General features: G+C 51.7%; 13 protein-coding genes and 1 pseudogene. All 14 read right to left on the reverse strand.

Annotated elements, in window-relative coordinates:
* Positions 1-184: 184 nt before the first annotated feature.
* The 14 genes and pseudogenes from UH5x_RS01370 to UH5x_RS01435 all read right to left on the reverse strand — a co-directional run bounded on the left by UH5x_RS01370 (position 185) and on the right by UH5x_RS01435 (position 16,060).
* Complete coding sequence (locus UH5x_RS01370; protein ID WP_482634450.1) at positions 185-2,764, reverse strand: polysaccharide biosynthesis tyrosine autokinase; 2,580 nt, start codon at positions 2,762-2,764, stop codon at positions 185-187.
* Between the two features lie 577 nt (positions 2,765-3,341).
* Entirely contained in the window at positions 3,342-3,839 is a 498-nt protein-coding gene (locus tag UH5x_RS01375; protein ID WP_482636099.1) for a glycosyltransferase, read from the reverse strand.
* Positions 3,840-4,007: 168 nt separating this feature from the next.
* Positions 4,008-4,550, reverse strand: a pseudogene (locus UH5x_RS01380) (glycosyltransferase); the annotation flags it as partial.
* A gap of 9 nt (positions 4,551-4,559) precedes the next feature.
* The gene (locus tag UH5x_RS01385) at positions 4,560-5,606 is read right to left on the reverse strand and encodes an EpsG family protein (RefSeq protein ID WP_482634451.1); all 1,047 of its coding nucleotides are present in this window, start codon (positions 5,604-5,606) and stop codon (positions 4,560-4,562) included.
* Positions 5,607-5,813: 207 nt separating this feature from the next.
* Positions 5,814-6,899: a glycosyltransferase family 4 protein gene (locus UH5x_RS01390; protein ID WP_482634452.1), complete on the reverse strand. Its 1,086-nt coding sequence runs from the start codon at positions 6,897-6,899 to the stop codon at positions 5,814-5,816.
* A complete protein-coding gene (locus UH5x_RS01395) occupies positions 6,896-7,546 on the reverse strand; it encodes a sulfotransferase family 2 domain-containing protein (protein WP_482634453.1) in 651 nt (216 codons plus the stop codon). Before UH5x_RS01395 ends, UH5x_RS01390 begins: the two co-directional genes overlap by 4 nt.
* Positions 7,533-8,498 (reverse strand): glycosyltransferase family 2 protein, encoded by a 966-nt coding sequence (locus UH5x_RS01400; protein WP_482634454.1) that lies wholly within the window; start codon positions 8,496-8,498, stop codon positions 7,533-7,535. The genes UH5x_RS01395 and UH5x_RS01400 overlap by 14 nt, the downstream gene beginning before the upstream one ends.
* Before the next feature lie 52 nt (positions 8,499-8,550).
* Positions 8,551-9,597, reverse strand: coding sequence for a glycosyltransferase (locus UH5x_RS01405; protein ID WP_482634455.1), 1,047 nt, complete (start codon positions 9,595-9,597; stop codon positions 8,551-8,553).
* Entirely contained in the window at positions 9,590-10,291 is a 702-nt protein-coding gene (locus UH5x_RS01410) for a class I SAM-dependent methyltransferase (RefSeq protein ID WP_482634456.1), read from the reverse strand. Before UH5x_RS01410 ends, UH5x_RS01405 begins: the two co-directional genes overlap by 8 nt.
* Positions 10,292-11,121: 830 nt before the next feature.
* Complete coding sequence (locus UH5x_RS01415) at positions 11,122-12,585, reverse strand: flippase (RefSeq protein ID WP_482634457.1); 1,464 nt, start codon at positions 12,583-12,585, stop codon at positions 11,122-11,124.
* 70 nt (positions 12,586-12,655) lie between these two features.
* Complete coding sequence (locus UH5x_RS01420) at positions 12,656-13,624, reverse strand: GDP-mannose 4,6-dehydratase (RefSeq protein ID WP_482634458.1); 969 nt, start codon at positions 13,622-13,624, stop codon at positions 12,656-12,658.
* 118 nt (positions 13,625-13,742) lie between these two features.
* A complete protein-coding gene (rfbA, locus tag UH5x_RS01425; RefSeq protein WP_482634459.1) occupies positions 13,743-14,657 on the reverse strand; it encodes a glucose-1-phosphate thymidylyltransferase RfbA in 915 nt (304 codons plus the stop codon).
* Positions 14,658-14,766: 109 nt separating this feature from the next.
* Positions 14,767-15,063, reverse strand: a complete 297-nt coding sequence (locus UH5x_RS01430; RefSeq protein ID WP_482634460.1) for a four helix bundle protein — start codon at positions 15,061-15,063, stop codon at positions 14,767-14,769.
* A gap of 118 nt (positions 15,064-15,181) precedes the next feature.
* Positions 15,182-16,060, reverse strand: a complete 879-nt coding sequence (locus UH5x_RS01435; RefSeq protein ID WP_482634461.1) for a sugar nucleotide-binding protein — start codon at positions 16,058-16,060, stop codon at positions 15,182-15,184.
* Positions 16,061-16,151 lie beyond the last annotated feature (91 nt).

The raw sequence follows: 16,151 nt of genomic DNA on the forward strand, positions 1-16,151 counted from the left end.
GATAAGGTGCGTCCGAGCACAACGCCAGAAACTGCTGGTCAAAAGTGATCGCAATTCCACAGTTCGATGTGGGATTCACCGGCGTGGTCGGTCTGACGAAAGGTCGGTGAACCCCTCGTCGTAGCTGGATTCGCCAGGATTCAGATGTCCACCTGCTCTGCGTCCGAATTCTCCGCAAATCCGGCTACACATCCGAGGAGCGTTCTTGCTCGACGGGAGGCATGGCCGTCGGTGGCATGGCAATCGGCCGCGCACTTCGCGGTGCGGGCCCTCGCCCCGAGACCACCACAGGCGTCCGACGGGTACCAGCCTTGGATCCGTTGTCGGGCGACTTGCGGTAGTACCGGCTGGTGTGCCGGCCGTAGCGGTAATAACCGTAGCCCTTGTAGCCGTCACTGTTGCCGGCTTCGTCCGATGCGTTGATCACCACGCCCAGCAACTTCGCACCCACGTTGGCCAGGATGGAGGCGGCCTCTTTCGCGTTGGGTTTGCTCTTCCGCCGAACCTTGAGTGCCATCACGACGCCGTCGGTCATGCTGGCCGTGATGCTGGGGTCTGTCACCACCAACAACGGCGGCGTGTCCAGAACGATGTAGTCGTACTCTTCTCGAAGGACGTCCAGCAACTCGCTCATCTCAGGCAACGTCAGCGCTTCTGCTGGGTTTGCTGGAATCGGTCCCGAGGGCATCATCTTCAAAGTGCTGAGGGGCGTGTCATGAGCCGCATCCACGTGTTCGCATTTTCCACTCAACACATCAACCAGACCAAGTTGGTCGGCCATGGCGAAGTTGTCCGTAACCTGGGGCCGGCGAAGGTCGCAGTCGATGATTAGGGTGCGTTTGCCAGATTGAGCGATGCTGCACGCCAAATTGCCGGCGATGGTCGACTTCCCGTCACCAGGAAGGGGGCTGGTGACCTGAATGATTTTGCCGCCTTGGATGCCCGCCATTTCGAACAGCACCGAGGTCCGGCAGGACCGAATGGACTCCGACGCCACAGAGGATGGAGCATGGACCACCGCCAAGTGGGCGTCCAAGTGCTCAAACGGATTGCCTGCTTCCCCTTTGCTGCGACGAACACGTCCTTTGAAAAACGGAACGTGAGTCAAAATCGGTGCACCCACCGCGGCTACGATTTCCTCGGGATCGCGGAACGTGTTCGCGTTCTTCTCCAGCAGCAATGCCAGCCCACAACCAACGAGTCCGCCGCTGAATAGGCCAATGCCAAGCATCAAAAGCAGGATTGGGCCAACACGGTAAGCGTTAGTCGGTGAACGAAGTTCCGAAAGTCTCAATCCACCGTCCTTTTCGGAGAGCTCAACACGTGCCATTTGTTCTTTAAGCTGATCAGAAAGTTCGTGTGTTCGTTCCATTTCCCTGAGCAGAGCTGCGTTGTCTTGTTCGAACTTAGCTAGTTTAATAGCTTCGCGTTTTTCGTCCGCAATCTGAGAGTCGATCTCACCGATCTGTTGTTTCAGCAATTCCACCTCAGCATTAGATGCCGTCAAAATGACATTGATCGCTTCTTCTGCTCGTTTGATGGGATCAATTTCCTCAATCCTGTTCTGTTCCATCAGTTCGACGATTCGATTTGTTTGCTCGGTGACCAACCGCTTCAGCTCGCTTTTCATCATCGTGAGTTCGGAATCGAGAGCCTTGACCGTAGGATGCTGCTCACCGTACTCCGCTGCAAATTTATTTCGTTCGATCATCAAAGGTACGAGTTGCTGGTCAAGTTCAATCAGCGCAAGTTCTTCGTCGCCATCTCGAACGTTATTGACGGCGGCGTTTTGTCCGGGGACTTCGAACTCTTTTCCGGTGAGCTGGCCAATGATTGACACGCCAACCACCGGATCTTGAGTTTCATTTGCAATGCTTCTGATTGCCGACAGTTCAATCGACTTCTTCCTAAGATCTTCAAACAGTTCACTGCGTCTCGCTGTTAAATAGAGCTGCCGTTCTCGGTGCGGATTGATCGCCACGCCATTTTCGTCCCACGCAAGTGGGGCCTCGGTGCGAAACTCTCGATAGCGTTTTTCGAGTTCGCTGAGTTTGGGTTGCATTTGTTGGGTTGCAACCGTAATTAGTCGCATGAGTTCCGAGCGTGAACTGTTGTGCCGTTCCGCGAAGTAGTTTTTGTATGAGGTGCTGAAGGCTTTAATTGCTGCTTCTGCAAATCGTGGATTCGAATGCGTGAAACGCATGCTTGCAACCATTGAGGCTGCGTTCTTCATGTCTTGGAGTTCAGTCTCAAACTCAAGGCATTCATGAACTAGCAGAGTGAATTTTGCTAGGTCGTTCTCGTACTCGTCGACGAATGGCTGCATTTGAGGGCTTGTAAACGTTGCTTCGACTACCTGGTCGCTAAACAGTTGTGATCGGAGTATTTCAATGGTTGGGACACCACCATGGACGTCACCCATCGCGTCCATCACCGGCGCGCGGTCAGACTCGAACATTAGGCTGGTCGTTGACTGAAAAGTTTCAGGCGTTTTGAGGAATACAAGAAAACCAATGACGAGTCCTAGGATTGCTGGTATCAACACCGCCCAGCGATAACGCCAGATGGATGCGGCAACATCAGCAGTTTCATTGCTTCCTGATTGTTCTGGTTGCCATGTTTGGTTCATGGCTGGGTAGGATCCCGTCGACGCCAGCCCCATTACGCCGGGGTTAGGCGTCGGGTAGGAGGCAAATGAGTCCTTGCCTCGCATGGAGGCACCAGGCGAGCGAGAATCAGAAGACGCGTTGGAGGGCAGTTCCATCCGAGATCCGTCAGTAAAAAACAAAGGGGAGACAGCGGTTGGAACAGAATGTCCCTACCGAAGGGCTTTCAAGTGTACGTATCCGGCCTTGGCTAGGCTAGGAAAAGAAAGTGGCAAGCCGCAATTTGCCATCGAACCGTCGTCACAATCTGAGCAACCGGAAAGATCGAGCGGTCAACGATTCACGCCGTTTGACAATCCCCATATTGGGGGCGACACTCGCTTGGCCGGAGTCGTCAAGAATTGGATCGTTCAGAAAGATCAGATCTAAACTCGAATTCTGGAAAATCAGGTTGCCCGCTAAGAAGTGGACTTCAACCAGGCTGCGCTGCGATCCAGGCTGTTGGTTCTGTGAAGGGATGCCAGTGTGGGCGCGCCTGTTCGAAGTGACAGCGAGCGGACCATTGCAGTTCGGTGCTCATGCAGAAGGCTAGATAAGGCAAAATGCAGTTGCACAAGGTCCACCCGCCTACGTTTCTCGCAAAGTTGCGTGGAAGCTGCCTGATTCTTGCCGCCAAATGTTGGCCTCGCCTGCTATTGAAGCTTGGTAAGCAATTTCGAATTCTTGTGAACCAGGCTACAAAGCAAGGACATCTTGGTAGACCTGCAATGTGCGGGCGATCACTTCAGTTTCGCTGAAACCATCGACGATGATTTGTCGGCTTGCCAATCCGAAGCGATGTCGCATCGCTTCGTCGTTGATCAACGTTTCCATCGCGACCCGCAATGGGGAGGATTCACGTGGGGGCACTAGAAAGCCGTTCTCACCATTCACCACGACACCGCGACACCCTGGGATATCCGTTCCAATCAACGGTTTCCCGCACGCGCCTGCTTCCAGCAGGACACGAGGTGTTCCTTCGGCATAGCTTGGCAGTACGATCACGTCGGCGTCATGAAAATGGGGTTTCATGTCATCGACATGCCCAAGATAAGTGATATCAGCCGTCATTTCGTCCAGGTCGGCGGAACTGAGCGAACTTGGGTTTCCGGGGTAGAGGTCTCCCGCGACAATCAGTTCGAATGGTTGCTTCTCCTCACGGAGTTGCTTGGCCGCTTCCAACAATTCATACACCCCTTTCTCACGGATCAGTCTCGATGCGAAAAGGAACCGGCACGGACCGGGGCGCCGCGGAACAATTGGTGGTTGAAATCGTTCGCAATCTGCTCCCGATCCACGGATCAAGTTAGTTCGAGACTTATCTACCAGTCCCGATTGGACAAAGAAATCACGATCGCCGGTGTTCTGGAAGATCACACGTGTCCGTTGACCACCAAGAGCACGCTGATACAGAGGCCGGATCAGACGTCGGAGTCCTCGATTGGCAAGGCCATTGTCGGTGAAAATATGCCCAAGTCCCGTGACAGCCTGGACCGTTGGTATTTTCATCATTCTCGCGACGAGGCCACCGTACAGCACGCATTTGATTGTGAAGTGGTGGGCGAGGTCGGGGTTCAGCTCACTGTACATCTTTCGAACTTGGGTGATGGCCGCCATATTGCTCAGCGGGCCTTTGCTGCCGCCTCCAAGATAGAGTTCGCGCCAGCCAAATTCACGATTGAGTTGTTCCGAGTAACGGCCAGCAGGCGAAACCATCGTAACGCGATGCCCACCTTGAGTTAGGTTTCGTGCTAATCCTGATCTGAAATTGTGGAGATACCAATCTGTGTTCGCAAAAAGAACAACGTGTTGTGACTTGTTGTTTTCTGTCGACGGTATCAGAGAACAGCTTTCAGGCTGGTTTTCAGTGGAGTAGTGGGAGGATCCCCTGTTGAAAACTGACAATTATGGGGCCTATGTGTTCCAGAGAAAGGTTGAAAACGGTACCCAGGAATGTGCGTGGGACGCAAAGTTTAGCCAGACTAGCTGCACAACAAAGTAGTATCCGACGATCGCCGGTACAAACTTCATTCTAAGTTGTAGCGGGATGTTACCAGCGACAAAAAGTTGAAGTGGAATGAGGTAAAGAGCCATGCGGTCCGTAGCGGTAGAAGCTAAGAAGACCAAGGGTATGCACAGGATCGATGCAATTGCCATGTATTTGTAAACCAACTCTTCTGATTCGTTTTTCGAAAGGAGAGTCGTGTACCGCATCAGTATGCCGGCAGCAAGTGCGTTCATGGCAATGCGGATCAGCCCACCACTGCTGTGGCGGCCGCGTTCTACATAATGATGCCACATGTGTTCTGCAGCATCTTCCCCAACTAGGAACTTTGCCGCGATTGCCACGGTGACACCAACCCAGATGATTCGTGCCACCCGCCCACGGCGGCTGAATAGAGCCGCTAAAGGAAGTATCAGGACAATCGATTTGTGAAATAACGCGCCGGCTATGACCCATCCAATGAATCGATTGGTTCGTCCTTTTGTCAAGTGTGTGAGTGCGACAAGTTCCATGCCTATCGCAGCAGACTGACGGACATACCCCATTCCGATCACAATAATCAGATAGGGGACGGAGACATACAGAACCAGCCAGGGAATGCGTTGTTCAGTCGCAAATCGATAGATGCCGTAGCAAAGAATACTGCCCGTAACGAAATTGACAAGATAGACATCTCCATTGAGGCGATAGGAGATCCAGTTGATCAGTGAGAACGCAGGGTCTCTGGTGGCTTGGTACAAGGCGTCTCCCATTGAATACCAGCGAGCTCGCTCGTACATTTGCTCGTAGGAAACCCAGTCGCCACCAACCTCATGTCTTATTCCGATTGCAATCGCAATGACAACAAGAGTTCCAATGAAGAATGGTTTTTGTTCGCCTATGTGTTCGCGGGACCGCTCTCTTGAGAAGAAGCGATTGAGATACGCCAGCGCCAAAAGTAACCAGTAGGGAATCAATTGCTAGTGGAGGTTTTGCAGGAAAGAATCATTTTGTCAAACAAATTTGGGGCGTAGATTTGGTGGTTTTCTAAATTGCATATGTCGAAAGAGACGCGAGCAAGGCAGCTGTCAATTGGCCAAGGACTATCATAGGGATTTCCCGGCCGATTCGTTTTCGTAGGTGTGTCGGTCGATTGAAGATTTATCAAAAGAGAGACTTTAGTATCAAACGATACCGGCATAAAGGTCGAGGTGTGCGTCTGCGGACTTGTCAATGGAGAATGTTGTGGCGTTTAAGACAGCATTTCTCGCGAAGTTTCTCCGGGTGTGTTCGTTCTTGATCAAACTGCTGATGGCATTTGCAAATTGACCCGGGTCGTTTGGGGGGGTTGTGATTCCGCTATTGCAAGTCTCAATCACTTCTCTGCATCCACCTACATCTGTGACAATTGCCGGGAGTCCGGCGACCGTGGCCTCGATAAGCGCAATAGGTAGTCCTTCCCACGCTGAGCTCATTAGGAAGGCATCTGATCCACAAAGCAACGAAGGGATATCACTTCGGTTTCCGAGTAATGATACAGTCGATTCTAGATGCAGGTCAGCGATTTGTCGTCCGAGTTCCGCGGTCATTTCAGATGATCCTTCGCCGCAAATTCGGACACGGAGTCTTCTTCTTAGCTCGGGATCGATCAGTGCCAAAGCCTGTAACATCATTGGGTAGTTCTTCTGGGTTGTGATTGCACCAACAGCAATGCATTCGAGAGGTTTGCCCATTTTAGGAGAGTACTTTGATGGCGAAGGGAACTTCGTTGTGTCAACTCCGTTGATGATGGTTGTGACCTTCTGGCCAGTGAAAGCTGAGAGTCGTTGAGAGCAGGTTTTGGATATGCCAACGTATCGGTCGACGATTCGGTTATAGAGGAAGTATCCGATTTTCCCTGTTCTAGGTATGATGTTGTGGTGTGTGTATATTTTCGGAGTTGGTACTAGGCATCCAAAAACAATGCCGTACATCAGGTGGCTGTGGAAGATGTCAATTGAGCGATCAATTGACTGCCTTCTAAGGCGGGATATTCCTAGCCAAGGTTTTCTTCTGCAGGCATGGTCAATAAAGAAGTAGTCAATTGAATTGTTTGTGAGTTCGTTCAAGAACTCTTCTTCGTAGGACCCGCTGCGTCCGACGTCCTTGTTGTGTCCAATGAATCCAATGGTGACTTTGTGTCCCCTGTGTTGCATTGCCTTAGCTAAGTCTCTTACATATATCTCTGCTCCGCCGGCTGCCGGCGTTGACAGAAAATGCAGTATATTCAATGTTGGGGTGCCTCGTCCAAGAGGTGGGAATAGCCAAGTAGTCGAAAATCGCTCTCGTAAATATGTTTAATGATCTTTTGCGATGACTCTGAAAGCGAGGGGGGGGGAGTACTGGATTCGCAAGCGGATGTTTGGTTTTTTTGAGGAACAGTTATGTTGCGACGTAGACGCGTGCTCAGATATTCGAAGTCGTTTTCAAGTGTTTCGATGTGACCCAAAAAGTCCACCGCAAGTTTTTCATGGATGCAAACAAAATCGGACTGGCGGCGGAATACGAAGTCAGTTTTTGTGATGTCCTGTTTGGATAGCCATGATTGCACAAAAGTTTCAGGTGTTTCAAACTCCGGGATTTGGTATTGTTCTGGGTTCGAGATACCCATGTCTGCTGTCCTTCCCGCCTTTGCGAATTTGTACGCTGAGATAACACGTTCAAAGGGGTTTCGCACGACGGAAAACGTAAAAGTGTCTTGCACTAATCGAGGGAAGTGGTGGCGTATTTCAGCAATTGTGTAGTGGCCGAGAGTCCGGCCGTATATCGCATGGTTGATACTAGTGCCTGCGGCCTTCGGGACGTGGATGAACACACATCCTGCTCGCTTCCAGTGCCAGTGTCGATGCCTCAGTCGCAAGGATTCAGGGACGATCATGTTCTGTTCGGCATTTTGGGTGGAAAAGCTCGGTCCATTTTAGAAATGCCAATGCTAAGAGTTCTTTAGGGTTTGAGGGGGCGGCGATTTTAAATGCATTTCGTAGTGCTTGGGCAATGTCAGGTTTGGGTGCGTTGTTTGAGTGAAGTGATTTTGCCAGCCCGAGGTAATTGGCCTTTCGTCTAGTTTGTACCTCGGTAAAGGGCAGGTAGTTTCTTTCGTTTGCTGTTTCGAGAAATCTCTCAATCATATCGAGTTTTCGATAGGGATTCGTGCCACGCGTCAGGGACTCGTTTCTTAGATTGCGAACAAATCCAGGGAGGGAGTTGCCTCGGAAGTGGTAGCCTTGCTGCAGCAACTCTAGGATCAGTGCAAAGTCCTCGTGAATCACTAGCGATTCGTCAAACCCCTTGATGCTTCTGATTGCATTGGTCCGGAACAGGTAGGAGGGGGCACCTCCAGGAAATCCTCCAGGCCGTCCAATTTTTCTAGGATCGAGCGATGTGCCTGTTGTTGCAAAGGGGAAAGGTTTTTTGCTTTGCGAAGTTAGGAAAGATCCATAGACGCCGAAGCAATCGCTTGGGCATCGTTCTAGAAGCGGAACTTTAATGGCGAGATTCTTGGGGAGCCATTTGTCGTCGCAATCTAGGAAGGCCACGTACTCGCATTTTGCTTTGGATAGCCCGTGATTTCGTGCGCTTGAGGGTCCGCCGTTTGGCTTGCGGTAGCACTCGATTTGACTTTCTAAGGGAAAGTGTTTTCGGAGTATTTGTTCAGCGTTGTCGAGTTTGGACCCATCGTCGACGACGACGATCTGCTTGGCTGGGTGCGTCTGCAATAGGACGCTTCTGATGCTTTGTTCTAGGTGTTCCCAGTCGTTGTATACAGTTATGATAACCGTTACGTCGCCGCTTCGAACGCTTCTGTTGGTAGGTCGGTCGGGGTGAGTCAATGATCTGATGTCTTTGGAGATTGCTTGTGCTTTATGGGGTCTTCGAGAGTTGCTATTTGAGTAGTGTTTTTGTAAGGAAGCGGTTTAGTCCGATGCAAGAGGCGAAGTCTTTCGCAATGCTTCGGATGGAAAACGACGAGAATGTTGGTCCGGTATACGCACCATTGGAAATTAGATCTGTGAAGTTCTTTAGCCGTGAATATGTACCTTGTTCTCTGTGAAGGTCGGCTCGGCGTCGTAGGTTTTCGGCGAGTGCGGCGAATTGTTCTGCTGAATCAGCCAGGAGTGTTTTGGTCATTCCCTGTTTCGCTTTGGAGAGTTCAAGTAGGAGTTTCGAAGATGCGTCCGCAGCTATCTGCATTCTTGAATAATCTTCATCTTCGATTTTTAGCGAATCCTTGATTACTGTTTTGATCGACCGCTTTCGGAAAGTGCCGGTGACGGTGCTCTCGTGTCGTCGGTAGAGCACAGCGGTGTTGGGGAGGTAGAGGACTGATCCCAGTGCGTTTACCAGCATGCAGGTCCAGCGGTCGTGCGATTGGGATTTGTACTTTGGGAAGCGACTTGGGGGGCGGCTTTTCCAGTCGAAATCGGTGATTAGTTCACGGCGAAATGTTTGGGAGAATCCGGGTTCGACCCAAAAGCCGTGGTGCGAGGCTCGAGGCATCTCAATGCGTGTTGGGATGTCGGGCAGGTAGCGTCCGGTTGATGTAAGGTCATGGTTAACCAGTTCGGCCGCCTGGATGATCATCATCAGAGAAGTATCCGCGAGTTGGATTTCCTGTTCGACGTCTGCAATTCGATTGGGGAGCCAGACATCGTCCTGGTCGCAGAACATCACCCAGTCTCCGTGGCAGCGTGCTGCCGTTGTGAGAAAGTTTTCCTCGAAGCCAAGGTTCTTAGAGTTGACGGTCAGGTGGACTGGGAATGGTGAGTTTTTCGAGAATTTCTCAATTATCTCGATCGTGTTGTCGGTCGATTGGTCGTCGCCAACTACTAGCTCATCCGGAAGTCTTCTTTGGGTCGCTAGCGACGTAAGCTGGTCTTCTAGGTATTTGCTGCCATTGTAAGTCGACATCGCGATGGAGATTTTAGTCACGTTGAGTCTCTGGCCGAAGGGCTGTCATGGTTACGAATTCACTGGCGTGGGGATTTAGCCTGGAGATCATGCGATGCTTTAAGTTGGGCTTGGTTGCTTTGGTAAGTTGGTCCGGGTCTTCGCAATCGCCGCCCGCTTTGCTGACTAAGCTTTTGGCCATCATTCCTTTGAATACGGCAGGGCGTACGTGCTCGCGGAGTTGGGTGAATCCAGCTCCCTTTAGCAGTCCAGCGAGGGAATTCCAATTAAAGATGACTAGGTGCCGGGGTGCCTCAAGTCCCCTCCAGTGCCGGCCGCAGAGACGGTGCCCATAAGAGTCAATGTTTGGCGTGTCCAGGTAGAGTGTTCCGCCAGGGCGTAGGATCCGGAAGAAGCTTTGGACTAGTTCCACAGGGTCCGGTACGTGTTCGATAACGTGTGAGCAGGCGATGGCGTCAAATTGCTGCTCAAAGCAGTTCAGGGTTTCTGTTCCTCCTTGGGCGACCTTCAGTCCTAGGCTCCTGCATCGCTCGATACAGACCGGATCAAATTCAGTTCCGTAGGCGTCCCAGCCAGCGCTTGCGGCGCGCAAAAGGAACGTTCCGTCGCCGCAACCGTAGTCGAGCACTCGTCCGGGACGCTTCGGTAAAAATCTCCATTTCGTATCGATAGCTTTGGATACAGGTAGGTGCTGTAGAAGCTTTCCGATTCGCATGGAGGGCTGGAAGTTCGCACTGTAGCGAAAATTCTGATATCCGTTGGAAATTGAAGTCTTCAGTTCTCTCAGTCGAGTGAGTCGCTTCGTCGGGGATGGTTTGGGGGCGTGCGTGTAGTAGTTGCTGTAGGCGAGGTGGAGCGTTTCCTTTGTTGGGCGAGTTCCGAGGTACGCAGACCCGCAGTTAATGCACTTTTCGAGTTGCCATGTTCCTGGCGCGCATCGGAATACGATGTCTGTGAGTTCACGGTGTATTGTCGTTCTTCTGTTGTCATCGCAGACTGGACATTTGTGAACTTCGACGAGGTCTTCGGTTGGCCATGTATGACTACTTTTCGATGTAGAATCGCTGGGGTTATGCACTTGTCTTTTTTTCGCCGAATCTGAAGAAAGATGGTGAGTTTCGCTTGTTTGTGTTGTTGCGATAAGATTTTCGGTTTCGTAGTTAGGGTCTATCGCTTTTGGGTGTAGGCTAGAATGCGGTCCGAACAAGTATAGCGGGCAAATATTAGAGTGAGTTGGTTCAGCAAGGAGCAAGGCGTGCAGGTGCTTTGCAGTTTGCAATCTAAACGAAAAAGAGTGGTAAGCTAAATGAGCAAAAGGACTATGGCGACTTCAATTTCGAATGCAGGTGCATGGAGATTGGAAAAAATAAGGTAGCAGCGTTCGCTAACAAAGTGCGAATTCGCGGTCGCAAACGCAATCAAGCAGGTCGGCAGGAGTCTTTCGGCGTTTGAAATGTCTTGGCAAGCGTGGTTGCTTCCACGGGCAACCGGCGCTAACGCCCAAACGGCTCACATGGTTATGCCCGATCAGTCATGGCGACCTGCTTAGGCCTGCTTCGCTCTCGCAGTTCCGGTGCTTTTCTCGCGTCCTGTTATTGTCTGAATTGCTTTGAGTATTTCGCGTTGCATAAAGAAGAGCAGAAGCCCGCAAGAAACTAGTCGGAAAAGGATCCCTCTGACTGTTACGGATTGTGAAACTTGTACGATTGCAAACGAAGAAGTGATTAACGCAATATGTTTTTGTGTTTTTTTACCAGGTGACAGCTTTGATATTTTAAAGAAACAGAAGCTGTCTGCTGTGCAACGTAAAGCCCAAGCAACGGAAGCGCCTTTGACGCCGAAATGCTTCGTAAGCAATACTAGGCCGGTTATGTATGGAGCGAGTTCAAGCATGTACAGTTTAGCGGGGATGTCTGTGCGCCCGCGTGATTGCAGATATGTGTAAGGAACAACAGCGATGCATGTGGTCCACACACCCAATGCAATTGTTTCGCCAACAAAAGCTGCGTTGTTCGCAAAGTCTTTGTCAATCCAAACCGAAAGGAATGGTCGCATCAAAAATATGCCTGCAATCGTAAGTAGGGTTACTAGCGTGGTCAAGAACGCGAGAGTCTTGGAGGCGATTTCCAGCTGTCGTTTGTCGTTCTCGCGTGATAAGCTCGGGAAGATCGCGTTGCAGATGCTTGTCGGTAGTACCATGATTCGAAAGGCGAGGCCGTAAGGTATCGCGTAATAGGTCACGGCTGTCAGCCCAGCAAAGGATGCAAGTATGAGGCGGTCGAACGAAACTAATAGAGGAGCCAGTACACTTGAGACTGTGAGCCACCCGCCAAATCGAATCAGCTTCGAGAACTCGCTTGTGCACCACTGCGGAAACAGGCCGATCTGGAGTTTTTTGGTGCACAGCATATGTGCTGTGAGTGTTGTTGCAGCCTTAACAGCTAGGACTCCAGTGGTTAGTGTTGATAGTCTTGGCTCGATCAAATAGGCTAGTCCCAATGGGACGATTTGTAGCAGGACGCTTTCGGAGACTTGGATTGCGTTTAGTAATAGGAAGCGTTCTTTTCCTGCCAATGCTCCTTTAGGGATGCTAGAAGCAAGCACAAGTGGGAAGGCAAGTGCAAGTAGTGGGAAGGTTTCGTTGAGTTCTTCTGCCAAGTTGTTTTGTTGATCTATTGCGAGAGGTGCAATGAGATGAGAAGTTGCAAAGAAGATACAGCCTGCAGTTAGGCCGACTAATAGCGTGGAGGTGATTGCTGTCCAGTAGATCTTTTCTGGGTTGGAGTTGCTGCTCCCTTCCTTGCTAGTTGCTGCAATTCGGTTTGTGACTGCCCGTCCCATGCCCAAGTCGAAAAAGCCGAAGTAGCCAAGGAGCATCCAGATTAGTGTGAGTACACCAAATCTTTCTTTCCCAATGGAATCGACGTAAATCGGGACGGTGACTAGCAACACCAACAGCGGAATGACAATTCCAACTAGATTGTAGATGCTGTTGCGTTTGATGCTCAATGGAGTTGGTGTGAGTTTGCGGGTTCTCGGAGTCAAGTAGTCGGTGTGGCGACAATCTTATGCCTTGTCTTTACGGGAGAGTAAGGTTCCCTGCCCACGGCTTGTTTTGGTTGTGCCAGTCGACGCAGGCGGTCAAGCCTGTTTCAAGGTCGGTTTTGGGGTGCCAATCAAGCAATTGGTTGGCTTTGCTGATATCAGCTTGGGTGAGTTTGATGTCGGCTTTGTGAAAAGTCTTGTTTTCGATTTTGGCCTTCTTGCCGAGACGCTCTTCCAAGCCCGCAATGACCGTGTTGAGGGAAACCGGCTGGCCTCCACCGCCGAGGTTGATGACCTCAAATCCAACGGGCTTCGTCGCGGCAATGGTGCCTCGGGCGATGTCGTCGACGTAGGTGAAGTCGCGGGCTTGCTCACCGTCCCCGAACAACTCAATCGGTGTGCCTTCATCGATCCATTTAATGAACCGGAAAATGCACATGTCAGGCCGGCCTGCGGGGCCGTAAACCGTGAAGTAGCGGCAGATTGAAATGTCCATGCCGTAAAGATGATGGTAAGCATGAGCCATCATCTCGGCCGACTTTTTTGAGGCGGCGTAGGGTGAAATCGGAGTGTTGACAGGCAGGGATTCCCTGAATGGCATTGGTTGGCCGGCGTACAGCGACGAGGTCGATGCCAAAACGTATTTTTTTATGCCCTTCTTCTGCATTTGGTCCAGCAGATTGAGCGAGCCCATTGCGTTGGTCGTCATGTAGACGTGCGGGTTTTCCATGCTGTACCGAACCCCTGCACGTGCGGCGAGGTTGATGACCGCATCGAAATCATGCTTGTCGAATACCGTGTCAAGCAATGGCCGGTCTTCGATATTACCTCGTACGAACTGAAAGTTTTCGTGCGTCAGTTTCTCGAGGCGGTGTTCTTTCAGACGCACGTCGTAGTAGTCATTGACATTGTCGATGCCGACAACGGAGTGACCTGCGTCCAATAGTTGAGCGGCGACGCGGTTGGCAATGAATCCGGCGACGCCGGTAACAAGGTATTTCATAGGGGGGGAGTGTCTGGTTGCTGGTTGCTGGTTGCTGGTTGCTGGTTGCTGGTTGCTGGTTGCTAGTTGCTAGTTGCTAGTTGCTAGTTGCTAGTTGCTAGTTGCTAGTTGCTAGTTGCTAGTTGCTAGCGACTCGTGCTAGATATTTGCCATAGTCATTGCGGTAGGACTGGGCGAGTGATTCGAGTTGGCTGCGGTCAATGAAACCCTGTTCGTACGCAATTTCTTCGAGGCAGGCTATTTTGAGGCCTTGGCGTTTTTCAACCGCAGCGACAAAGTTGCAGGCGTCCAAAAGGCTGTCTTTCGTTCCAGTGTCGAGCCATGCGAACCCTCGGCTGAAGAGTTCCACGTTGAGGTCGCCCCGCTGGAGGTAGGCGTCGTTGACGGCAGTGATCTCGAGTTCCCCGCGTGCAGACGGTTTTAGCTTGGCCGCGATTTCGACGACGTCGTTGTCATAGAAATACAGGCCCGGAACCGCGTAGTTCGATTTCGGCTGTTTCGGCTTTTCTTCGATGCTGACAGCTTTGCCGCTTTGGTCGAACTCGACGACGCCGTAGGCAGTGGGGTCGGTGACGCGGTATCCAAAGACGGTCGCACCGGATTCACACTGAGTGGCGTTTGCGAGAATCTTTCGAAAGCCTTGCCCGTAGAAAATGTTGTCGCCCAAGACCAAGGCGACTTTGTCGTCGCCAATGAAGTCAGCCCCAATGAGGAAGGCCTGAGCGAGTCCTTCGGGTTTGGGTTGTTCCGCGTAAGTGAAGTTCAAACCAAGTTCGTGGCCATCACCGAACAGTCGCTTGAACGCGGGCAGGTCGTGGGGTGTGGAGATAATCAGGATGTCCTTGATTCCGGCCAGCATCAATGTGCTGAGCGGATAGTAGATCATCGGTTTGTCATACACGGGGATCAGTTGCTTGCTGACTGCACGCGTGATCGGATGAAGTCGCGTGCCGGATCCCCCAGCCAGGATGATGCCTTTTCGCGCCGGGGCCGCTTGAGTTGCGAGTTGCGAGTTGCGAGTTGCTGAGGACATTGGGGAGCGAGTTGCGAGTTGCGAGTTGCGAGTTGCGAGTTGCGAGTTGCGAGTTGCGAGTTGCGAGTTGCGAGTTGCGAGTTGCGAGTTGCGAGTTGCGAGTGGTTCGCTATTTATTCCGATGCCTTTGGATGAGGGCTCCGAGCATCCTGCCCAGTTGCTTGGCTTCGTCGGGCCACCGGTGGCCTTCTGCAGGGTCGAGGAAACCAGCTTGGATGCCAATCACGATCTGTGTGCGCATTTCTCCGGCCGATCCTTTGGCGATGGTCAGGAAGCGTGCAATTTCCTCGTCGCTATCTCGTTCGTAGCCTTCGGTAATGTTGAATGGAACGGACAGACTGCTCCGCGTGAGTTGGTCGCGAAAGCCAAAGTCTGTCAGTTGACTGGTCTGTTGATGTAGCGTCACTGACAACCTTGCCGAGCGTTTTCAAGCACCGAGGTCTTCGTAAGGCATTGCCAAAGAGTTGCGAGTGACGAGTTTCGAGCGACGAGTTGGGCGATATTTACTGAGTGGTTTTTACTCGCTACTCGTCGCTCGAGACTCGCCACTGATCAAGCGACTGCTTGATCGCGTCTTGGACATCACGCATTTGTATGCCGGTGGCGAGCAGTTTGCTGTTGTCCATCACGCAATTGGAACGCGGGGTTTTGGCCGCGATTTGCATGAACTCCGCCTCGCTATTGAAAAATTCGTACTTCTTTTCGGGGAGCAAGTGTTTTTGAATCAGTTCCGTGACTTGTTTGGTGGTCACACTGCCTGTGTTGGTGACGTTGTAGGTTCCGAAGGGGACGCGTCGCGACCAGCATTCGAGGCATGCGGACACAAATTCATCCAAGTGTGAAATCGAATTTTCAGCCTGGAGAAGCCGTTCGTAGCGAACGAGTTTGGAGAGGTAGTTTCGGGATGAGTCTTGGTGATTGAATGGGATTCGCAGTCGCCAGACGTAGGTGTTTTCGGCGTCCGCTAGGACTTCTTCGCCCAGGGCTTTGGTGCCGGAGTACCAACTGCAGTTGTTGGTTCGGAACGAAAAGTTGGGTGGGTCTTGTTCAGTGAAACCTGCTCCATCGGGTCGCCGGCCCGTGTAGATGCATCCCGACGAGACTTGCCCCCACGGGGTGCTGGTGTGCTCGCACGCGGAGCGAATGGTTCCAGGGAGAACGGCGTTGCCGTCCAGGCATTCCGGTTTGTGCCGTTCGCAGGCGTCGACATTGGGTTTGCCGGTGTAGCCCGCGGAGTTGATTAGGAAGGTCGGTTGTGTGTCGGCGATGAGACGGGTGAGTTGGTTGTAGTCGGTGTAGTCGCACTCAGTACGCGACACGGATCGAAACTCAACTCCATCCTGAATGAGTCGTTGGCGAAATGCGGTTCCGACGTAGCCGGTGCCACCAAGCAGAATGATCATTGAGCGAGTTGTTGAGTGCTGAGTAGCGAAAGTCGTCAAGACTTTCGGCGATTGAAGGTGAATATCAAAACTCTTGACGAGTTTCGCTACT

The organism is Rhodopirellula sp. UH5, assembly GCF_056839225.1.

Excerpts from the sequence above, each read along its gene's own strand:
- UH5x_RS01395 (WP_482634453.1), bottom strand. The coding sequence starts at position 7,546 with ATGATCGTCCCTGAATCCTTGCGACTGAGGCATCGACACTGGCACTGG.
- rfbA (WP_482634459.1), bottom strand. The coding sequence starts at position 14,657 with ATGTCCTCAGCAACTCGCAACTCGCAACTCGCAACTCAAGCGGCCCCG.
- UH5x_RS01370 (WP_482634450.1), bottom strand. The coding sequence starts at position 2,764 with ATGGAACTGCCCTCCAACGCGTCTTCTGATTCTCGCTCGCCTGGTGCC.
- UH5x_RS01435 (WP_482634461.1), bottom strand. The coding sequence starts at position 16,060 with ATGATCATTCTGCTTGGTGGCACCGGCTACGTCGGAACCGCATTTCGC.
- UH5x_RS01420 (WP_482634458.1), bottom strand. The coding sequence starts at position 13,624 with ATGAAATACCTTGTTACCGGCGTCGCCGGATTCATTGCCAACCGCGTC.
- UH5x_RS01410 (WP_482634456.1), bottom strand. The coding sequence starts at position 10,291 with ATGCGAATCGGAAAGCTTCTACAGCACCTACCTGTATCCAAAGCTATC.